General features: G+C 39.3%; 21 protein-coding genes. 13 read left to right on the top strand and 8 right to left on the bottom strand.

Translation table 11 applies throughout. The features are described from left to right. Positions 1 to 145: 145 nt before the first annotated feature. On the top strand, positions 146 to 2,254 hold the full coding sequence (gene bioA / locus VH441_RS05945; protein ID WP_434352742.1) for an adenosylmethionine--8-amino-7-oxononanoate transaminase: 2,109 nt from the start codon (positions 146 to 148) through the stop codon (positions 2,252 to 2,254). A 110-nt stretch (positions 2,255 to 2,364) separates the two neighbouring features. On the opposite strand, the gene VH441_RS05940 is transcribed toward bioA, so the two are convergent. Further along, the gene (locus tag VH441_RS05940) at positions 2,365 to 3,519 is read right to left on the bottom strand and encodes a TsoY family (seleno)protein (protein WP_434352741.1); all 1,155 of its coding nucleotides are present in this window, start codon (positions 3,517 to 3,519) and stop codon (positions 2,365 to 2,367) included. A gap of 339 nt (positions 3,520 to 3,858) precedes the next feature. Between VH441_RS05940 and VH441_RS05935 the strand changes: the two genes are divergently transcribed. The 5 genes from VH441_RS05935 (at position 3,859) to VH441_RS05915 (ending at position 8,431) form a co-directional block, all read left to right on the top strand. Next, positions 3,859 to 4,680, top strand: a complete 822-nt coding sequence (locus tag VH441_RS05935; RefSeq protein ID WP_434352740.1) for a PhzF family phenazine biosynthesis protein — start codon at positions 3,859 to 3,861, stop codon at positions 4,678 to 4,680. 44 nt (positions 4,681 to 4,724) lie between these two features. After that, positions 4,725 to 6,122 (top strand): DUF1513 domain-containing protein, encoded by a 1,398-nt coding sequence (locus tag VH441_RS05930; protein WP_434352739.1) that lies wholly within the window; start codon positions 4,725 to 4,727, stop codon positions 6,120 to 6,122. Positions 6,123 to 6,135: 13 nt separating this feature from the next. Next, a complete protein-coding gene (locus VH441_RS05925) occupies positions 6,136 to 6,795 on the top strand; it encodes a M48 family metallopeptidase (protein WP_434354365.1) in 660 nt (219 codons plus the stop codon). 114 nt (positions 6,796 to 6,909) lie between these two features. Continuing rightward, positions 6,910 to 7,731, top strand: coding sequence for a thioesterase family protein (locus VH441_RS05920; RefSeq protein ID WP_434352738.1), 822 nt, complete (start codon positions 6,910 to 6,912; stop codon positions 7,729 to 7,731). 85 nt (positions 7,732 to 7,816) lie between these two features. Then, positions 7,817 to 8,431, top strand: coding sequence for a methyltransferase domain-containing protein (locus tag VH441_RS05915; RefSeq protein ID WP_434352737.1), 615 nt, complete (start codon positions 7,817 to 7,819; stop codon positions 8,429 to 8,431). An 18-nt stretch (positions 8,432 to 8,449) separates the two neighbouring features. On the opposite strand, the gene VH441_RS05910 is transcribed toward VH441_RS05915, so the two are convergent. Next, a complete protein-coding gene (locus VH441_RS05910) occupies positions 8,450 to 9,349 on the bottom strand; it encodes a hydrogen peroxide-inducible genes activator (protein ID WP_434352736.1) in 900 nt (299 codons plus the stop codon). A 227-nt stretch (positions 9,350 to 9,576) separates the two neighbouring features. Between VH441_RS05910 and ahpC the strand changes: the two genes are divergently transcribed. Then, the gene (gene ahpC / locus VH441_RS05905) at positions 9,577 to 10,143 is read left to right on the top strand and encodes an alkyl hydroperoxide reductase subunit C (protein ID WP_434352735.1); all 567 of its coding nucleotides are present in this window, start codon (positions 9,577 to 9,579) and stop codon (positions 10,141 to 10,143) included. 282 nt (positions 10,144 to 10,425) lie between these two features. Here ahpC and VH441_RS05900 read toward each other — a convergent pair whose 3' ends face one another. Next, positions 10,426 to 11,313 (bottom strand): alpha/beta hydrolase family protein, encoded by an 888-nt coding sequence (locus tag VH441_RS05900; protein ID WP_434352734.1) that lies wholly within the window; start codon positions 11,311 to 11,313, stop codon positions 10,426 to 10,428. A 272-nt stretch (positions 11,314 to 11,585) separates the two neighbouring features. Here VH441_RS05900 and VH441_RS05895 point away from each other — a divergent pair, with 272 nt between their 5' ends. Together VH441_RS05895 and VH441_RS05890 are read left to right on the top strand one after the other, a co-directional pair. Then, the gene (locus tag VH441_RS05895) at positions 11,586 to 12,260 is read left to right on the top strand and encodes a TIGR00730 family Rossman fold protein (RefSeq protein WP_434352733.1); all 675 of its coding nucleotides are present in this window, start codon (positions 11,586 to 11,588) and stop codon (positions 12,258 to 12,260) included. Between the two features lie 199 nt (positions 12,261 to 12,459). After that, a complete protein-coding gene (locus VH441_RS05890) occupies positions 12,460 to 12,738 on the top strand; it encodes a type B 50S ribosomal protein L31 (protein ID WP_434352732.1) in 279 nt (92 codons plus the stop codon). A 151-nt stretch (positions 12,739 to 12,889) separates the two neighbouring features. Here VH441_RS05890 and VH441_RS05885 read toward each other — a convergent pair whose 3' ends face one another. The 3 genes from VH441_RS05885 to VH441_RS05875 form a co-directional block, all read right to left on the bottom strand. Then, complete coding sequence (locus VH441_RS05885) at positions 12,890 to 13,705, bottom strand: SGNH/GDSL hydrolase family protein (RefSeq protein ID WP_434352731.1); 816 nt, start codon at positions 13,703 to 13,705, stop codon at positions 12,890 to 12,892. A 103-nt stretch (positions 13,706 to 13,808) separates the two neighbouring features. Then, entirely contained in the window at positions 13,809 to 15,215 is a 1,407-nt protein-coding gene (locus VH441_RS05880; RefSeq protein WP_434352730.1) for a nicotinate phosphoribosyltransferase, read from the bottom strand. 62 nt (positions 15,216 to 15,277) lie between these two features. Further along, positions 15,278 to 16,342, bottom strand: a complete 1,065-nt coding sequence (locus tag VH441_RS05875; RefSeq protein WP_434352729.1) for a bifunctional nicotinamide-nucleotide adenylyltransferase/Nudix hydroxylase — start codon at positions 16,340 to 16,342, stop codon at positions 15,278 to 15,280. 145 nt (positions 16,343 to 16,487) lie between these two features. On the opposite strand from VH441_RS05875, the gene VH441_RS05870 reads away from it, so the two are divergent. Further along, positions 16,488 to 16,775, top strand: a complete 288-nt coding sequence (locus VH441_RS05870) for a pyrimidine/purine nucleoside phosphorylase (RefSeq protein WP_434352728.1) — start codon at positions 16,488 to 16,490, stop codon at positions 16,773 to 16,775. 78 nt (positions 16,776 to 16,853) lie between these two features. Here the strand turns inward: VH441_RS05870 and VH441_RS05865 are convergent, their stop codons facing one another. Beyond that, positions 16,854 to 17,069, bottom strand: a complete 216-nt coding sequence (locus tag VH441_RS05865; RefSeq protein ID WP_434352727.1) for a YdcH family protein — start codon at positions 17,067 to 17,069, stop codon at positions 16,854 to 16,856. A 337-nt stretch (positions 17,070 to 17,406) separates the two neighbouring features. On the opposite strand from VH441_RS05865, the gene ahpF reads away from it, so the two are divergent. Next, positions 17,407 to 18,996, top strand: coding sequence for an alkyl hydroperoxide reductase subunit F (ahpF, locus tag VH441_RS05860; protein WP_434352726.1), 1,590 nt, complete (start codon positions 17,407 to 17,409; stop codon positions 18,994 to 18,996). 113 nt (positions 18,997 to 19,109) lie between these two features. On the opposite strand, the gene VH441_RS05855 is transcribed toward ahpF, so the two are convergent. Further along, entirely contained in the window at positions 19,110 to 19,538 is a 429-nt protein-coding gene (locus VH441_RS05855) for a DUF4395 family protein (RefSeq protein WP_434352725.1), read from the bottom strand. A 228-nt stretch (positions 19,539 to 19,766) separates the two neighbouring features. Here VH441_RS05855 and VH441_RS05850 point away from each other — a divergent pair, with 228 nt between their 5' ends. Continuing rightward, positions 19,767 to 20,822 (top strand): biotin--[acetyl-CoA-carboxylase] ligase, encoded by a 1,056-nt coding sequence (locus tag VH441_RS05850; protein ID WP_434352724.1) that lies wholly within the window; start codon positions 19,767 to 19,769, stop codon positions 20,820 to 20,822. Between the two features lie 21 nt (positions 20,823 to 20,843). After that, positions 20,844 to 21,566: a pantothenate kinase gene (locus tag VH441_RS05845; protein ID WP_434352723.1), complete on the top strand. Its 723-nt coding sequence runs from the start codon at positions 20,844 to 20,846 to the stop codon at positions 21,564 to 21,566. Positions 21,567 to 21,669: the final 103 nt, after the last annotated feature.

Here is a 21,669-nt window from a genome sequence, read left to right as displayed (position 1 = left end):
TTTTTATAAAAGCGTCAGCATCTGCTGGCGTTTTTTTGTGCCTCAATTTAACAAATTTGCTAACAATAGCTCCTGTATAGTGGTTTAAGTATAGATATGCTATAGTCGGATAGTACAATTATCAAACCAAAAAATTGCATTAATTATGAACCAAACTCTATTTATTACCGCATCAGACACTGGCGTGGGTAAAACCCATATCACTGCTAATCTGCTTAAATTATTATTAAAACATCATGCCAATGCACGAGCCATTAAGCCGATAGAAACGGGGTTTGATTATAGCAATATCGATACCTTAGGCGTGCCAGTTGGGTCAGATGTGCATTCATACAGTTTGGTTAACCCTGCAAACGTGTTTGCGCCTGCTTATTACTTTGATGTACCTGCGTCACCGCATTACTCTGCGCGTTTAGCGGGTAGTGAAGTGAATATAGATGTATTAGAAAGCTATTGCCGTGAGCATATTGAGCAAGCACCAGTCACTTTAATTGAAGGGGCTGGCGGTCTTCTTGTCCCTTTTAATCAGCTTCAACAGCAAAAGAGCCACAACTTTACGCATCTTATTAAGCGTTTAAATTGCCCAATTATTTTGGTTATTAACAATCAACTGGGGGCAATTAACCAAGCACTAGTTAACATCCAACTTTGTGAGTTTCATGGCATTGATATTGCCTGTGTGGTGATGAACCAGACCGATCCAAACAGTCAACTGGCATTAGAAAACATTGCCTTTGTACAAAGCCAAACCAATGTGCCAGTTGTGCAATTGAATAAAGATGCTGACTTTGAGGCATTTGAACGTGCTTTTGAGACTGTTTTATCAACGCGTAAGCTGGGCATTTTGCCAAGCAAAGATTGTAACAATGATAACAGCGATAATAGCTGGGCTAAAGCCGAGCCTACTGAAATTGATGGGCTTGCTGAAAAACTAACTTTTGACAAAAATCATATTTGGCATCCTTATACCAGTATGACTGAGCCATTAACGGCATATCATGTGAGCTATGCCGAAGGTAAGCATATATACATTGATAATGAACAAGGGGCAAACCACAAGCTATTAGATGCCATGAGCTCATGGTGGGCGGTGAACTTAGGTTATAACCGTGACGAACTTAACCATACGGCAGTACGCCAAATTAACCAGTTTTCACATGTGATGTTTGGTGGGTTGACACATGACCCAGCGGTGGAACTTGGTAAAACCTTGATTGATATGATGCCTAATAGTGAGCCTGATAAAAAGCTAGCGCATGTTTTTTATACGGATTCAGGCTCGGTTAGTGTCGAAGTGGCGATTAAAATGGCGTTGCAGTATCAGCAAGTCGTTAGCCCTAGCAAACGCAAAATTTTAACCCCAATGGGTGGTTATCATGGTGATACTTTTGGGGCAATGAGTGTGTGCGACCCTGTTAATGGTATGCACGGCTTGTTTAAAGGCATGCTTGCCGAGCAGGTTTTTATCCCTCGTCCTGATTGTTATTATGATGCCTTGCGTAAAAATCAACCTTTTGATCCTGATTGCCTGCTGCCAGTTAATCAAGCTCTTGCCGAGCATAAAAATGAGATAGCAGGTATCATTATTGAGCCTATTGTACAGGGTGCCGGTGGTATGCGTTTTTATCATCCTGAGTATTTACGGCACTTGCGACAAATTTGTGATGAGCATGATATTGTGCTGATATTTGACGAAATTGCGACTGGTTTTGGACGCACAGGCGAGATGTTTGCAAGCACCTTTGCCAGTAAAGTGGTGGGCGCAGATGTCACGCCTGATATTATTTGCCTTGGCAAGGCGTTAACAGGTGGCTTTATGAGTTTTGCTTGTACCATAGCGAGTCGACGTATTGCCGAGGGCATATCTCAAAACGGCAACCCCTTTATGCACGGACCAACCTATATGGGCAATCCGCTGGCGTGTGCGGTGGCAAAAACGGCGCTTGATACGTTGCAAGTAAACGGTTGGCAAACCAATGTAAAAAACATTGAAGCTTGGTTGATTGAGGGGCTTGCCCCTTGCCGTGATTTGCCTGATGTGGCAGATGTGCGAGTGCTTGGAGCAATTGGTGTGGTGGAGCTGGTTAAACCTGTTGATGTGCAAAAAATCCAAGCCTATTTTATTAGCCAAGGGGTGTGGATTCGCCCGTTTGGTAAGCTTGTTTATACCATGCCTCATTTTAACTTTAACAAAGCGGATATTGAGCAGATTTGTGGGGCAATTTATGGGGCGATTGAAAGAGGAGAATATTAGCCATAGACAGACTAAAAAATCTGTACGCTCTAAAAAACCCTATTAAAAGGGTTTTTTAGAGTAATAGACAAGGTTATCAAACTATTTGTTTGTTTTAGTTCCTGCCTTTTTTATTGACATACCATTTTTTTAGATTTTGGTATTACACCGCAGCATCTTAGATAACGGCTGATTAAGTCAAAGAAAAATATAATAGCAATCAGCATAAATGTAATTGATAACCCATAAAATACAAAAGATGGCGTAAATGCTTTATAAGTAAAGCTTGCAAGCACTGAGTAGGCAACAATTGGGCATATTAGCCCCCACTGTGTTACATAGTATTCTTGATTAAAATAATCTTTTTGGAAATACTTTTTTAATAAGAGTAAACCAAACAAAAAATACCAAGTTTCAATTGCAAATGATATGCCAGTCACGATAGCAAAATAACTATCTAAATGAGCACCATGCTGGTGTTCTAAATAATGCCCAAAACGAAATGCAGAGATAGCATATAAAGTGATGTTGGGGATAATAATTAATATGCTCGGTAATGTTTTTTTGTCACCTAAGCCTGCGCCAGAAAAAAAGTTCTGAAATATAATAATGGTGGTAATGACCAACAAAAAAATACCCATGCTACCTGATACCAATGACATAAAGGCTGCTGTGTTGGCAATCATAGGGGCATTTGCCAGTGCTGCAAAGCCCATACCAGTTACGGTTAGCATGCCTATTGCAAAGGGATGTAGCAACCAAGAAAATGAAATTTGGCTAGTATCAAACTTTTGCACAAAAGCGTGTTGGAGTAAATACATCACCGTACCCAATAAAGCAACATAAATTAAGCTCCAAAATAGTAAAGCAGGTAACATTACCAGTTGTAAATTATCTGCTAACCAAGGAGTGAAATAGCGTAAAGGACCAATTACGACATTCATGGTCATGACTATAGAAATAAAAGGTGCCATTAATGTTGGACTAGCCAGTGGATTTTTTACTACCGCAATCAATCTATTTGAATGCAAAAACTGCCATAAACCCTTAACATGTGCGATAGTTAACAATAAATGCAACGCAATAAACACCAGCATGATGGTTTCTAATCCATATTGCGACAATAGATATAACCCGCTCAAAGCATTATGATTAATATCAGCACGCTGTATTAAACCAGAACCATGTTCAGTGGTGTATTGCATAAAAGCGAAAGGAATGATGGAAATACCACCAGCGCCTAACGAAGATAGAAATATTAATGGAGAGAAAGGTTTGTTGTTCATCAGTTACTCCTATAAATACATTAAAGAAAAGGTGTTATTAATATATAATAATATATTATGTAAAAAGTTATATTAAAAATTGTGATTTACTTTTTAAATGTATACCCAACCTATTTCTGGGTTTCTAAAAATAATAGGAAAGAGGTCTTTACTAATTTAAAGTACATTGAAATTGAAGAGCCAAAAGAAAGGATCTTGAACATAATTGAAGTTGATTTAATATAAAATTGTCCGACACAAACCACCAGTACAGTTTTTGTTTTTAATTTTTAATTGTATGGGTTGTGATTTGATGAAACTTGTTAAACTCAATGTCACGTCAAATATAAAGGAACTTCAATGAACATCTCTACTTACATCGTTGACTCATTTACCAATGAAAAGTTTAAAGGCAACCCAGCAGGTGTTTGCTTTTTAGATGAACCATTGACTGATGAGCAAATGCTAAACATTGCTAATGAGTTGGGTTTTTCTGAAACCGCATTTACGCATAAAGTGGGAGCGGTTTATCAAATCCGATTTTTTTCACCATCGCAAGAAATCGACTTATGTGGACATGCAACCTTAGCAACTGCAAAAGTTTTATTCCACAAAAAATGGGAATCGGAAATCATTTGTTTTAAAAATATCAATGATGTGGACTTAACTGTTAAACAAGACAAAAGCAGTGATAAGCTATTAATGGCATTCCCAGCGTATCAAGTTAAACCAATTGAGCCAACAAATATCCCAACTGCCATGTTGCAATCGCTAGGCATTAGCGAGATAGTTAATACCGGTTTTAATAAAGAAATTAACAGCTTGGTTATTGAAATTGATTGTTGTGAAAAACTAGCAAGCCTAACCCCAGATTTTGAACAATTATTGCAATCGGTTGACGGTATTGATGGTGTGGTCATTACGGCGATTTCTAACAAACCTGACTACGATTTTGAGTCACGTTATTTTTGGCCGTGGGTCGGTACCAATGAGGATCCAGTAACTGGGGCAATTCATACCTTTTTAGCTACCTATTGGGGCAAAAAACTGGGTAAAACACATTTAAATGCCTTACAGTGCTCGGCTCGTGGTGGTTCGATGCAAATAACATTGAGTGAACAAAGCACGGTAACTTTAAAAGGGGAGGCGCAAATAATGTTAGAGGGTGCGTTTTATTTATAGTAAAATAAACAGACAATAACCATTCTCAACTTTTCTGTTGCATTATGTCTAACTCAAATAGCAAACATAAGCCTAATGATAGGTTCAATGATAAGTTTTCAGCCATTTCTAGCGCACTCGGCTTATCAGTGATGACGACCACCGCTGCGATAACGGCGCATCATTTTTGGCGAAAACGTAACAATCCTAATGCCCAAATCTCGGATTACTTCGAGGGGGTTACTAGTCAATTAAAACGTATTGAACAAGCCAATAAAAGTTGGCTGGAGCGTTATCGAGCATTTGATACGGCTGAGGAGACAAAGTTAGCAGATAGTCAAACAGAGGTTAATCACGAGGTTACTCAATTTAATCACAAACAAAAAGTTGAATGGGTGAGTGGGGTTGCTAACAAAACCATTGGTGCAGAATTTGATGACTTCTCAGTAGTTGGTATAGATAAAAAACGCCAAATAGTTTGGCAAACAAGTGTACCTGAACGTGTGCATGATATTGTGGTGCAGCCTAAAAAAGTATGGTGTGATAAAAATGTAGCCGTTATGGGGCGTCGCCCGAGTGAGTTTTTTTGGATAATGGACTGTGCAACAGGCGAGCTTGTGTACACCATTAAAGCCAAAGGGTTAGATAAAGTGCCTAATCGTCATTTTTATGGACATGCTTGCTACAGTTTGGATGGCAACTTATTGTATGTGGCAGAAAATGATACCACAACGTTTGCAGGTATTATCGGTGTGTATGATGCGAGGCATGGTTATAAAAAAATTGCTGAGTTTGCGACCCATGGCATAGGTCCGCATGAGGTTATTTTGCATCCTGATGGTGATAAGCTGATTATTGCTAACGGTGGTATTAAAACCGAGCGTGCCTCGAGAGAAGAGCTAAATCTTGAAACCATGCAGCCTTCCTTGGTTTATCTATCACTTGTTAGTGGTGAAGAAGGTAAAGTATTACAACAAATAATGCCAAAACATAATCAGATGAGTGTTAGGCATATCTCGGCAATTACCGAAGGTAATTTAAAAGGTACCGTGGCAGTGGGTATCCAATTTCAGGGAGAAAAACACCTTAATATGCCATTGGTGCTTACTCATAAATTTGGGGATACGGCACTTACCGAATATGCAACAAATAATGCAGAGGTGAGCTGGCGGCAATTTCATCACTACATTGCCAGTGTGATGGTTAACCCTAAATCAAACTTAATATGTGCGACTAGCCCAATTGGTGGCTGCGTATCTGTATTTGATATGCTCACAAACAAAATGATGGACACAGTTAAGATTGCTGATTGTGCCGGTATTGCCGTTGCTGGAGAGGGATTTATTGTTAGTGATGGCAAAGGTGGCTTGACAGAGTTAACGCTGGTAAGTGGTAAACTTAAGGCGGATACGGTAACACAGCCAATGGCATTTGATAACCACATGCAATTTGTTGAGTCATAGAGGGTTTGGCTTGATGAACCCTGCTTTTAAAGCCACTTTAAAAACCTTGCATGAGTATGGCATTGAAGTAACCATCACTCGTAAAAAAGTAAAAAACATTAATTTTCGTATTAAGCCATATCAGCTTAATATATCCGCACCTTGGTATGCCAGCGATGTTGAGGTGGCTTATGCTTTACATCAACGTCTTGACTGGGCAATCACCGCTCATCAAAAACTACTCAATAAACAACAAGATAAACTTAAGCATCAGCAAAGTCCCAATCAAAATTTTCCATTAAAGCTTTGGGGTGAGGTGCACCCTCATATCCAGCTTAATGAAATGCAGCGATTAAAGCTATATCGGCAAGAGCTTGCCAAAGTGATGCCAACGCTATTTACCAAATGGCAGCCAGTAGTGGGCCAAACGGCTAACGAACAGCGTATTAAAAAAATGACAACGCGTTGGGGTAGCTGTAACATCAAAGCCAAACGTATTTGGTTGTCACTATATTTACCAGAGTACCCCATTGAATGTACCGAATATGTGATTGTCCATGAGTTATGCCATCTACACCATGCTAACCACAGTCCAAAATTTTGGCGCACAGTGTCAAAAGCGATGCCAGATTATCAGCATTGGCATGACATGCTGGCAGGTAAATTGGTGGGTAGTAATGATATGGTTGACTAAACAAAATGGATTAAATCTATTTTTTTGCCTATACTACAATCAACCAACTTCATATTTTATTACTTTAAATCAACAAGTTTGCCTAACAGTTGGGTAATTAAAAAAGGATTTTAAATGACAGCTTATTATCAATTAATAGGGCGCACTATTGATGACAATGGTGTAACTACCACCCAATATAAAAGTACCCCTCATGCGCAAGGCGCATGGAATGAGAACGAGCAACACATGGGACCAGCGACTGGCATATTGTGTGCTGAGCTTGAGCAGTTTAACCCACGTGATGAAATGCGGATTGGACGAATTAGCTTAGATATTTTTGGCATGATACATTTTGGTGATTTTGAGGTTGTTACCAAAGTCATCCGAGGTGGACGCACCATTGAGCTGGTAGAAGCCAGCCTAATTGCCAATGACAAAATTTGTGTGGTTGCGCGTGCCTGGAGAATGCTTACCAGTGATACCACCGAGGTGCATGGACTAGAAGATGAGCGAATATCGCATCCAGAAGATCTACCCAATTGGGATGGCATGGCGCATTGGGGTGGTGGCTTTATTCGCTCTATTACCACACATGCAAGCCCAGATAGAAGAGCCGGTAGTGGCGTTGTTTGGGTGCATACGCCAGTTGACATGGTAGCAGGGCAGCCAACAACCGATTTTGTTAAACTTATGGGATTGGTCGATACTGCAAATGGTGTGGTACCAAGAATCCAACAAGATACCTCAACAGGGCATGTTGAGTGGTTATTTCCAAATATCGACTTGCAAATCCATATGCATCGCATACCGCAAGGGCAATGGCTAGGGCTAGAAACGATTCAGCAAATTGGCACCGATGGTATTGGACTAACCAGCAGTGTTTTGCATGATGTGCATGGTGTTTTTGGTCGCAGCGAACAGATTTTAACCGTCAGACAGTTGGTTAGCGAGTAGGTTAAGTGATTCAATAAATTGACTGTGTGATGATGTGCTTTAGCAAGGTTTTTAAACCCATTTTTTTAACATGGAAGAGATAAAAATGACAAATACAGCGGATGTTAATCAAGCTCATTATTGGCAACAACGTTATGAAGCGGGCAAAATAGGTTGGGATATGGGGCATGTTTCGCCGCCTATAAAAACGTATATTGATACCGTTATGAAAGTGGCTGATAAAACGGCAAAAATTTTAATTGCAGGGGCTGGCAATGCCTATGAAGCAGAGTACTTGCATGAGCAAGGGTTTGTGAATGTGATTGTGGTTGATTTTGCAAAAGCCCCGCTAGAAAATTTAGCAAATAAATTTCCTGACTTTCCTAAAGCACATTTATTGCAGGCAGATTTTTTTAACATAGATAGTAAACAATACCAGTTTGATTATGCAATAGAACAGACCTTTTTTTGTGCGATTGATATCGCTCGCCGAGCAGAATATGTAGAAAAAATGCATGAGCTGCTTAAACCAGCAGGCAAACTTATTGGTTTGCTGTGGGATAAAGAATTTGGACGTGATGAACCGCCTTTTGGAGGCAGCCGAGCAGAGTATGAAACACTATTTGCAGGTCAGTTCATCACCAACATTATGGCACCGTGTTACAACTCACACCCCAAGCGTCAGGGCAATGAGTTATTTGTGGAGTTGATTGCCAAATAGTTAAATTTAAAATAAAAATTAAGTACACTCTTTAAGTGCGCTACTAAAAATTTGCCCTAGCAAGTTGACTTCATCTACACGCGCATAATTTAGGCGGGTAACAAAGGCAATACGGCGGTGTGGTCCTGCTTCGGCAAGTGGCACAACGGCGATATCTTTTAATTGGTTTTGAACTTGGTCTAGTGCCATCTGTGGTACTAGGGTCGTACCCATATTAGACATTGCCATTTGAATGAGCGTGTTTAGGCTGGCATCAGCAAAGCAAGATTTCATATCATTTTTATCAAAATGGCACACGGATAATGCTTGGTCGGTTAAGCAATGTCCTTCGCCCAGCAACATTAAGTTCGCTTGGGTGAGCTCTTCTGCACTAATAGATTTTAAACTAGCGTGTGGGTCATCTTTGGCAAACACGGCATGAAAATCTTCTTGCCAAAATTCAAAAGCCAGTAGGCCATCAATGTCATAAGGTAAGGCAATAATTGCTGTGTCAATATGCCCAAAACGGACTTGTTCAAGCAGGCGTTCTGTTTGTTTTTCGACCACTCGAATACGGAAGTTAGGGTGTTTTTCTTTTAATAACGGCAACACTTTAGGCAATAAATAGGGTGCAATTGTGGGGATAATGCCAATATCCATCGGATACGCCAGTGGGGTTTGGTGGCTATGCGCACGGGTGGTTAAGTCATTAACTTCACTAAAAACACGTTGTGCCCGCAATAAAATATCTTCTCCTATCGGCGTGATTAATACTTGTTTGTTATTGCGCTCAAAAATTTGGGTATCTAGCTGTTTTTCTAACTCGGCAATGCCCAAGCTCAATGCAGATTGAGAGATGCTACACTCTTCTGCAGCACGTTTAAAATGGCGGTGTTTGGCAACGGCAAGGGCAAACTCTAATTGGCGTAAAGTAATCATGATAAAACCCTAAAGATAGCGAATTTTTATGAAAAGAAGATGAATAATGCTATTTTATCAAGTTTTAAAAAATAAAACAGTATATTCAATTCTTTAAAATGTATTAATGGTAAAAATAAAGTATATTAGACTCATACCAGTAGGTAGGGTGATGTGCAAAATGTCACTTTGTTTTATCTGTATGCAACATACAACTTTATTAACAATAATACATTTAGGAGCTAATCATGGCATCAATTATTAATCAAGAAATCCCAGAATTCACAACAGAAGCTTTTGTAAACGGTGAGTTTAAAACCATCTCTAGCGAAGATGTAAAAGGCAAATGGTCAATCTTTTTATTCTACCCAGCAGACTTTACTTTTGTTTGCCCAACAGAACTAGAAGACATGGCTGCGCATTATGACCAATTAAAAGAATTGGGTGTAGAAGTTTATGCAGTTTCTACTGACTCACATTTTGTACACAAAGCATGGCACGATAGCTCAGAAGCAATCGGTAAAGTAACATACCCAATGCTTGGTGACACCACTGGCAAAATCTCTCGTGGCTTTAACGTTATGATTGAAGAAGCTGGTCAAGCACTTCGTGGTACTTTCTTGGCAGACCCAGATGGTATCGTAAAAGTTGCAGAAATCCATGACCTAGGCATTGGTCGTTCTGCTAAAGACATGGTTCGTAAAGTACAAGCGGCTCAGTACGTGCGTGAAAACGACGGTGAAGTTTGCCCAGCAGCTTGGGAAAAAGGCGCTGAGACTTTAACACCAAGCCTAGACCTAGTAGGTAAAATCTAATTATTAGTCGTTACTAGTACAGGTTACAATGTGTTTATGGGTATTTGTGCTACTGCTTTTTAGTATGGATTAAGCTTACTCGGAGTACTATGTGTACACCTTTGTTTGCTTTCGTTGTAGCACTTTTGCTTTGAACCGACTATCGTTCTTTATTCTTCTCGATTGGTTTAAAGATGATTAGGCAGTTACCAGTTACGTAGCTACTTTTAACTAAAAAAACCCTCATTGGTTATCAATGAGGGTTTTTTAGTTTATATTTTTTAACACGCATTAAAAAAGTAGTTAAGCATGCGCATTTATCCAGTCAACCGCCATATCCCATAACACTTCTGACTGACGGCTAAAAAACTTCATGTGTCCAATTTCTTTTAAACCATAATCACTGGGGATAAGGGTTTTGGTTGTGGCATTAATGTTAGGAAAAACCCTCAACATATCTGCAACGTTTGCATCGTTTGCAATGTAGTCATCGGGTGCATTAATCCATAGGCTTGGCAAAGTAATTTCATCATAATGATGTTCTTTTACTTCTTTGCCAAATGCCATTTTTACATAGCCAGATCCGTTGCACCAGTCACGCCATTGCTTGGCAACCAGCTTTGGTAAGGGTTCCCCCATGCCAACGGCGTTGTTTTTGGCATAACCAAAAGCTAAATTGCTGGTAGGGATAAAAAAGTCCATAAACCATATGGCTTTAAGCTTATGGGATAACTGCATATTGGCAATTTGCCCAGAAGAACAGGCGACATTAAACACCGAGGTTAAATCACCATGGTTGTGCATCAGTCCAAATAACTGACCACCAGCACTGTGCCCAATTAAATGATACTTTGCTTCTGGAAACGTATTTTTTAGCTGAGTTAATACTGCTGGCATATCAAACTGCCCCCAACTTACTAACGAGGCATCACATTTTTTAACACCGGCAGCCCCTTTATATTGTTTTGAGTTACCAATGCCCTCGTTATCAAAGCTAATAACGCCAAAGCCGTGGCTAGCAAGGTAGCGGGCAAAATGTTTGTAAAAAGTGCGTTTTATGCCAGTTGCGGGGGCAATTAAAATGGCTTGTGTTACTTTTTTATCATTTGGAGTAAATAAAGTTGCTCTCAGTGTTGCTTTTCTTTCAGTTTCAAGGGAGATGTCTTTAGAGGTAAAGGTGTTATTAGTCATGTGCAGTCCTTTGCTTGCTTTTGTTTAGGCGTTTCTTATTTAAGCGATTGTAATTTAAATTGTAAAATAAAACCCTAAAGTAACAAAAAAAGCCACAGCCAACTATTAGTTATGATGACTGTATAGTCTTATAATGTTCTTTTTAGAGTGGTTGCCATTGAATAACTAAAAGGCGAATTATTGTTATTTTTGTCATAAAAATAAAGTAAGATAGGTAAGTAATAATGATATAAAAGCAATAGCAATGACCATAGAAGTAAAAAGGTAAGCATATGACAGATTCGACTCAAAAAACGACCATCAATCCAGAAGTAATTACCGCACAGCACATGCAAGATATTCATCAAGTTGTTGATAAAAAAGACATAACCATGCCTTTGGTTGCTGTTTATTGTGGCTCACGCATGGGTACAAACCCAATTTATGAAGAAACGGCTAAAAACTTAGGGCAAGCTTTAGCGCAAAATGGCTTGGGATTGGTTTACGGTGGTGCCAGCATCGGACTTATGGGCGCAGTTGCTGATTCAGCAGTGCAAGCAGGGGCACAGGCAGTTGGGGTTATCCCGTCGTTTATGTTGCAAAGAGAAGTTGCCCATAAAAACTTAACTAAGCTGCATTTAACTGACACCATGCACACTAGAAAAGCAATCATGGCAGAATATGCCGATGCCTTTATCACGCTACCAGGTGGGCTTGGCACATTAGAAGAAATTATGGAAGTTGCGACATGGAGACAGCTTTTCCAGCATCAAAAACCCATGATAATTTTAAACATTAATGGCTATTATAATCGGTTAATTGAGCATCTACGCTTTAGTGTTGATGAAGGCTTTATTAGTGATAAAGATGTAGAAAGGCTGCTGGTTTGCGACAATGTGGAAGAAGCAATTGAAGCACTGCAAGGGGTGGTGTTTATTAAAGATGATTTTTGTGTGGATAAAATTTAACCCTTGCGGCTAGTGTTAAATAATTGTAAAATATGCGGTCTATTTTTGTATGTAATGCATCATACAAGCTTAAACTTAATCCCACTTGGGAAGGCTAAGTGAGTTTAGCGTTGGTATTAAATGCTGGAATAAGCCAGTGATTTAACTGCTAACCTTTTTATGCCCTTAGTGCCCTAGTTAATTGGAAAAGAGATTTACTATGCGTAAAGATATCCACCCAGAATACCGTGAAGTTTTGTTCCACGATACCAATGCTGATGTTTACTTTTTAACTCGTTCTACGATTAACAGTAAAACCACTCGTGAATACGAAGGTCAAGAATACCCATATGTTGCGTTAGATATTTCTAGTGCATCACACCCATTCTACACAGGCGCTCAGCGTAAAGCTTCTAACGAAGGTCGTGTTGCTAGCTTTAACAAGCGTTTTGGCGGTGCTTTTGGTCGTCGTGGTAAAAAAGCTGCTGATAGCGAGTAATTTATTACGTTTGATTGACAGTAACAGTCAATTGAGAAACCATCAAGTCGAAAGGCTTGGTGGTTTTTTATTGTGGCACTATTAGGTAGGGTGAACACCATACCCCAATATTTTTAGATGCTACGGTAATCTATTTTGTTAAAGGTCAATATTAAAGCTTAATAATGACCTCAGTTAGTTGTTCTGCCCAATATTGGTAGGTTAAATCACTTGGATGAAACCCATCAATAGCAAAGTATTTAGCGATATGGGCATCATTGCTATTTGCTTTTTTGCCTGAGCTAAATGTAAATTGGCGTTTGGCTAAGTCAAAAGGCAAACTAAAGCTGGTGTAGTGAATATGGTTAAAACCATCACAAATTTCTGCTAAGGCAGTGTCCAGCTGTTCAGCCTTATCCCCAATTAATCCGTTTAATGGCACTGGTAAAGCAGGGAAGTGCCTAATTGGCGGTAGTGCCGAAAAAATGATGTTTTTTGGGCTGTGCTTTAGCTGGGCAACTGTAATAATTTCTTCAATATTGGCTTTCCAGTTATCCAAAGAAAGCATTGAGGTGGTATCGTTGACACCAACCACAATAATCATTAAATCAATTGGTTTAGGTGAAGGGGCAAGGACATACAATCGTCTTAAAACGTCAAAACTTGTGTGTCCAGTGGTGGCATGCAGTTGCCAGTCAATATGGGTATAGCTTTGGCAAAACTGTGGTTGTTGCTTAAAGTTTTTAACAAGCTGGTGGGCTAATGCTTGTTCTTGCGTTTCTACGCCCACACCTGCAGCGGATGAGTCACCAACAATCATTAAACGATAAACGTTGTGCTTAGCTTGTTTATCATTTGTTTTTGATAAAGCAACCATACCATGCCTGTCACCTGTGGGTTCCGGTAAGCTTGGGGTATCTCTTTTAACACGTTTGCCCTGTTGCCACAATAAAGGGGCAAATAACAAATGCTTTGGTTTGGTTATCATGCGGTTACCTTTTTTGTATATTGATATTGCTAATCAGTTTTGGGTTTATCGTTTCATTGGTTAGTTAGCGTGGTTGACTGGGGTTAGCTAGCTAATTAGCAAATCACCAACCAGCACGCTCACGGATTTCCGTTAGTTTTTCATCAATCAATAACTTGCCATCAACATACACATCTCTTAATAAGTTAATTTGTCCATCTGCTAATTCAGTCTCGCGTATGGTTTTTAGGTTGCCGTCTACTTCTACCAAAGCTAAGCGACCTTTTTTAGAACGTTTAGAACGGCTGGTAATTGGGTCTTTAAATACGTCATACCACTTTTTACCTTCTGCGCCGTCTTTGTATATGGCACTGGCTTTCATTGCCCAGCTCATCGTATCTCTGTTGACTTGCTGTAATAAACCGCCACCCATGCCAAAAGTTAGGTTGTCGGCACTGTAACCAGCTTGCATAATGGTATTTAAAATTTTATCAATGCTGGCGGCGTTAATGCCATCGCCTTGAATGAGTCGTACATAATCTGGCAAAATTTTATAACCTTTGCTGTTGGTGGTTGTCCCAAACTTGGCCGCAAGACGTTCTAAGGCTTCACGCACCACTTTAGCAGGGTCGCCACTGTCTGGGCGGATAACCAAAGTGCCGCCAGTTTTTTCGACCTGATTTTTAAGTTTATTGCCCCAAATGTTGTCAATGGCGTTCCATAAATCATAGCTGTCGGATACCACGGCTACTATTTTGCCGTCACCACCAAACTGTTTAAGCATATTTTCGTAAGCGTCTAGTTCGCCATCACGTCCCCATGAGGTCATTGTGCTGTGCTCAGCGGCAGGGATCGAAAATGCTGGCATGTCATCAGTCATACCATACCAACGGCTTGCACCTGCTAACGCACTCATGCCATCTGTCCCCACAAAGTTTACGAGGTGAGCAAGGCTACCTAACGCAACGGTTTCCATGCTAGAGGCGCCTCTTGCACCAAAGTCGTGAAGTTTAAATGGTAAGCCTTCTAAGCTGTCGGCTGACTTTTCCATAGCCTTAGTAATGATGTTTTTACAATATTTTGATAGGCTTGCCACGGTAGATGGATACCAAATGCCACGTAATAAAGCGGTTTCTATGTAGCTTGGTAGCCAAAAAAATTCTGGGTCGGTGTTAACGACTTGGCACACAACATTGCTAACCGGAACAATACTGCCTTCAGGGACAGCCTGAATACGAATTGGCAAAAACCCACCGTGTTTGTTGACGATGTTTTCCCACCCTTCACGATTAAATGGCAAACCATGTGCGGTTATCACAGCGCCTGCTTCGTCAATGTCTTGTAGGGTAATTGGTTTGCTCAAATATTCTTTAATAAATGCTTGCAGCCCAAAAAATACCACAGGGTAGTCACCCCGACGTGCTTCAATATAGCTAGACATATATTCTGTATTGGGTGGGTACTGTACCCAATGTGATGCTTTATAGCTATCGGCATTTAAAATCAGGTTGTGTATGTTATTGGTAAACATAGGTTAAGTCCTTATAATTCTAGTCGTTATTTATGATGATGCATGTAGTTTTTTAGTGCTATTTACAACCCAACCATTTTACAAATAATGGCGTAATGGTCTTCAAACATTTTTTTGCTGTCTAGCTCTGCAAGGGGTAACCAAAATGCTTTAGCCGCATCATCGCCACCTTTCACTTTTGGTAGCCCGTTGGCATCATTTTTTAGTTGGAAATAAAATACCTGAGTAATAGTACGTCCACGTGCCGAACGGTAGGGATCATCAAAAGTGTGTTGACTATGGCGTGAACCTCGTAGTACTGGCTCTGGTACTTTGAGTCGAGTTTCTTCTCTTAGCTCTCGTATGCAAGCATCTAGCAAGGTTTCTTTCGGGTCTAAAAAGCCACCTGGCAATGCCCAAAGCCCTTTACCTGGCATGCTACGGCGTTCTACTAACAAAATGTGTCCAGACTGGATGACCAAGGCATCTGCGGTCATAAAAGTGGGTGGGTAGGGCGAGTCTTCCCATTGTTTTTTATATTTATCGATAAACCAAGCTTCTTCATGCAGCTGGTTGTATGCACTGGTTTTTTTAAAGTTATCTAATATTTTTTGTGAGGCAGCCGTAATACGGTCGCTAGTGGGGGTTGCGCCGATTAAATAACCATCACGGATTGGGGTGGCAGAAAGGTTATGATAGTTTGGTACCGAAACAGACTGCCAATTGGGGAAAAGCGATAAATAATAGGATGAGCTGTCTTTTGAGTGACCGATTAAACCAATTTTTACTTGGGTGTTGCTGATATCCCCAGTGACAGACTTTACACCCGCTTGTACGTATTGCAGCCATTTTGTGTCGTTGTATAAAGCATCATCTAACCCCACACAGTGGATGCGTTTGGCAGTTTGCTCATCATAGCTGCCTTTAATCATGGCGGTGCGTTCTTCTACTGTAAAGGGGTTACGTAAGCTGCGTGGTAAGTTTGCTGATCCAATCAGCATGATGACATTTTTAGCTTGCTTAAGTGCAGCATCAATCACCGACTTGTGCCCTAAATGAAATGGCTGAAAACGCCCAATAAAAATTAGATAATCAAATTCGTTATTTATGTTTTTGTTTGATTGTTGATGGTTGCTTGCTTGCTTCACAATATTCTCTCACGTATCAAAATGATGGAATTATCTTAACCCAAACGGGTATGCATATCTATCATTGTTTGTAAAATATGGGTTACGGTTTTTTATATTATAGGCTATGATAACAGCTCTTTTATAGATTCAATAAGGATAAACAATGTTAAAAGTTAATGAATATTTTGATGGTGCCGTTGCTTCGATTGGATTCAAAACAGCAACTTTACCTGCAACGGTGGGAGTGATGCAAATTGGCGAATATGAGTTTGGCACGAGCCAGTTTGAAACCATGACGGTGGTAAGCGGTGCATTAACTGTTAAATTGCCAGAAAGTGATGAATGGCAAGATTTTGTAGCAGGCGAAACTTTTACCGTTGAAGCTAACACAAAATTTAATGTTAAAGTGGCTGTAGAAACAGCATACTTATGTACATACGAAGACAAATAAAACCGTATTTATTAGGTTTACATACATAAAAAAACACCTCAGATATGAGGTGTTTTTTTAATGACATTATTTTTTACTTTACTTTTTACTTTCTAAAATTTTGCCAATTTCATCTTTTAAATGTAGTTTTTGTTTTTTTAGTTCATCTATTTCGTCATGGCGATGAGAAGCGATAGGGTCTTTTTCTAGGTTGGTGATTTTTTCGTCAAGTTCGTTATGCTCATCAAATAATTTAGCAAAATGTGCGTCTGAATGTTTTAGCTCTGCCATTAAATCACGATATTCGTGGAACATGGTTTTATCCTTATTGTTAGTGAGTTAAAAAATTATTAACCTGTAAAAATAGGTGAATAATACGTTGGTTAATTGAATGATTTATCAACTTTCCATACCCTCATCATAGCGTAAAAGAACCCAAAAAACCATGGTTTTTATGGGGTTTATTAATTTGTTATTATTATTGATTATTATTTTTTGATTTGTTTTATAAAACATAATGTTTGAGATTCTATGATTGATAGATAGAGTCATAAATATCATAATAACAATATAGAAAACGCGGGTAATTACCTTGCCTTTTCATATTAATGACATAGGTAAGTTATAGAAAACAAACAAAAGAGGAAATCGCATGTTAGACAAAAATTTACTCAATGCTGTAAAAACTTACAGCGAAAACATGACGCACTCAATCAATTTTGTGATTGGCGATGAATCACTCGGACATGACTCAGAAAACAAACGTGCTGAATTGGTGGACTTTTTGAGCCAAATTGCAGGGTCGACTGATAAAATTAGCTTTGATCAATCAGAAACAGCCAATGATTTACCAAGTTCGGTTAGCTTTAAAATTACAACCGATAGTCAAAATACAGGCGTTGTTTTTAGCGGCATTCCTGGTGGTCATGAGTTTACTTCATTGATTTTGGCAATTTTGCATGCTGGCGGTCATACCATGAAGCTAGATGACAGCATACAAAGCATGATAAAAAATGCAAACCCAAACGAACCATTAAATTTTCAAACTTATATATCGTTAAGTTGCCATAACTGCCCAGACGTAGTGCAAGCATTAAACCAGTTTGCTATTTTAAATGATCATATCAGCAGTGAGATGATTGATGGCGGATTGTTTCCTAAACTTGTAGAAGCAAACAACATACAAGGCGTGCCAGCGGTGTATTTAAATGGTAAGCCATTTGCTAATGGTAAAATTGACACAGCGGTATTATTACAAAAACTGCAAGAAGAATACCCAGATTTGTTTGTACAAAAAGCGGGTGGTGAGTCTTTGCCAAAACAAGATGTGACCATCATTGGTGGTGGACCTGCCGGTGTTGCTGCTGCAATTTATTCGGCTCGTAAGGGCTTTGCAACTACCATTGTTGCTGACCGCATTGGTGGGCAAGTTAAAGACACGCAAGATATTGAAAACTTGATTTCTGTTCCGCTAACTAATGGTAATGAGCTGTCGGCAAATTTTGGTAAACACATTGCAGAATACGGCATTACGGTTAAAGAACATGTGAGTGTTAAAAAGCTGAGCGAAACACAAGATGATGAGCTAAATTATAACATCACACTGAACACTGGCGAGCAATTTGACACACGTGCGGTTATTATTGCCACTGGCGCAAAATGGCGTAAATTGGGTGTACCAGGTGAAGATGAAAACATCGGCAATGGTGTGGCATATTGTCCACATTGTGATGGTCCTTTCTTTAAAGGTAAGGATACTTCGGTTATCGGTGGTGGTAACTCAGGTATCGAAGCCGCACTTGACTTAGCTGGTATCGTTAATCATGTAACTGTGTTTGAATTTGCCGATACCTTAAAGGCCGATCAAGTATTGATTGATAAAGCGATGGCAAAAGATAATATCGAGATTATCACCAGTGCGGCCACCAAAGAGATCATAGCAACCAATGGTAAAGTATCTTCATTAATATATACTGACCGCAATACAGGTGAAGACAAAGAGATTAACCTATCAGCGGTGTTTGTGCAGATTGGTCTTGTACCAAACTCTGACTTTATCAAAAACTTTGTAGATACCAACAAATTTGGTGAAATCGAGATTGATGCAAAATGTCAAACCAGCCGTAAAGGTATTTTTGCTGCAGGGGATGTAACTACTGTGCCATTTAAGCAAATCAACATTGCGATGGGTGAGGGCAGTAAAGCGGCTTTGGGTGCGTTTGACTATCTTGTGATGCAGTAAGTTTTTTACAGTTAATTGCAATTATGAACTATTGCAAGTCTAAAGCCCCTCTTAACAAAGAGGGGCTTTATTGTTTTAAAACACGTTAAGTAATTTTAACTTAAGTGCAATAATCATAAATTTTTTGGTGGGAAGAACTTATACCAAGCGTTATAAGCGCTACAGGCGGCACAAAACGAAAATGCCCACTCTAAAAATGAAAAAATAACCAAAATTGTGCAAGGTACCTTCCATAAAGCTATGCCAGAAAAATAAAGTATTAAAGATACGGTACTGGCGATAAATAATAATTTAGCGGCAAACATTTTTGCGCCAACATTTTCTGTTTTACCTGCCCAACCTCGTTTGGTAAATATGGTCTTCCAAAGACTGTGTGATGGGCATTTGTGATGACCAAAAAAGCCTTTAACAAAACCTTGTAGGGGCAATATAATCATAAATAACGGGTGTACAAACAAGGCTAATAAACAAAGGCAACAGACGATAAATGCCTCCCAACGGATGACATTGGCATGAACCGGTGGTATATCAAAACGTAACATGGTAACTCCAAGATATTATATATATTAATTATATTATAATAAATTATATAATGTTTTAACAGTAAAATATGAAGTTAAATGCTATTTTATTTAAGCTATTTAAGTTTGCTTTATTTTTATCAGCAAAACTTGTTTGCCAATACAAATGCCCACCAATATGAACCATATATACAACCTTAGCCTTGTGGTATCCTTATAAAAAATTAATGTGTGAATCGTGTATAAAGAATGCCTGAAAGTATCAACAACCAAATCGAAGATAGTGTCAATTACCTGATGCAATCTGTCCATCAACAAAAAACCCATCGGCATATAACAAGTAGCCCTTCTACTAACAGTGAGTTGATAAACCACATAAAAAACGGGCAGTTGTCAGCAAATCAGGTACATGTTTTAACAGCAGATACCCAAACTCAAGGGCGTGGGCAAAATGGTCGTAGTTGGCAGTCGCCAATGGGCAATGTGTATTTGTCGCTTTTTTATCCTAAATGCCATCGTTTGCACCCTTTAGATATGCCAATATCAGGCTTGCTATCGCTGTGCGTCGGTTTTAGCTTGTCTAAGCTGGATATTATTAAAACTTTAAATAACGGTTTAGACACACCCATTGGGGTAAAGTGGGCGAATGACATAGGGTTTTATCAACCGATAGATAAGAAGACTGCTAACAGTGAGTATTTGAATAAAGAAATAGTGGATGGGCGTGCAAGTTTGCCACCAGCGCAAACCTTGATTCAGTTTCGTAAGCTATCAGGTATTTTAATAGAACCCGTAATAAGCAAAGGTAATTTGTTGGGGGTTGTGGTTGGGGTAGGTTTAAATGTTAAAAATGCCCCCAAACTTTGCAAACAAACTCAAGAGGGCATGGGATACCAAAGCACAAGTATTGCACAATTAATTGAACAAGCGGAATCAAAAGCTGCATCTAAAAAATCAGATAAGACGATTGACTGCCCACAAGTTGCTGACTTGTATCGCCCAATCTGCAAACAAATATTAACGGCTATTTTGTGCCATCAATACATAACCCAACCTAATAAAAACAGCGTACGGCAAGACTTTTTGGCAAACTTTGCAATGTCAGATGTTTTAATGGGGCGCACCCTAAGCATTTGTGCTGATGAGCGTCAATCGCCAACCAGTTTGGGAGATAGCTTAGATGCAGAGCAAATGGCATATACTGCCAAAGCATTAGGGATAGATGACCAAGGTTGTTTGCAGATACAAAAAGATGATGGTAAGGTGATGCGTTTATTTTCTGCAAAAATAAAAGTCATTGCATAACGCTAAGTGATAGGATTAAACATGGCAAACCTTTGGATAGACCTTGGCAACACCCGTTTAAAATATTGGCTAATTGATGAGGTTGGCAGAGTGATTAGTGCCGATGCGAAACAACATTTATCAGCGCCTGCTGAGTTGTTAATGGGCTTAACCTACCAATTTGAAAAATACGCCCCCAATTTTATTGGTATCTCTTCTGTTTTGGGTAACAACATTAATGCCAAAGTAGCCGACTCACTAGCATGGCTTAACATACCTTTTGAGTTTGTTCATGTTGATAACCGACACAAATTAATGACGAGCGAATATGACCCTAATCAACTGGGTGTAGACAGATGGCTACAAATGTTGGGCGTTGTTGATAGTGGTAAACGACAATGTATTGTGGGTTGTGGTACGGCATTAACCATCGATTTAATTGATCATGGTAACCATTTGGGTGGCTATATCTTCCCCAGTATTTATTTACAGCGAGAGGCATTGTTTTCTGGTACTAAGCAAATTAGCATCTCTGATGGTGAGTTTGATAGTATTTTACAAGGGGTGACGACTCAAGATGCGGTACACCGAGGTATTTTATTGTCGATAGTTGGCGCAATTAATGAAATTAGCGGCAGACATGACAACTACCAAATTATTATGACAGGGGGCGATGCCTCAATCATTAGTCAACATATACACAAACCAGTCAATATACGTCAAGATTTATTACTCAGTGGTTTGATGCGATACTTTAATAAATAGTTAATCGCTTATCGTGCGCTAAATCTTTATCAACTCGTATGCCCATATTTATGTAACTGTTTACAAAAGATTCTATTTTTATTGTTTGAATTTATGAGTTTAT

The sequence above is a fragment of the Psychrobacter sp. HD31 genome, assembly GCF_051097895.1.
Lineage (GTDB): Bacteria > Pseudomonadota > Gammaproteobacteria > Pseudomonadales > Moraxellaceae > Psychrobacter.
The sequence above is the reverse complement of the archived record's forward strand: the minus strand, read 5'-3'. Positions and strand labels throughout refer to the sequence as shown.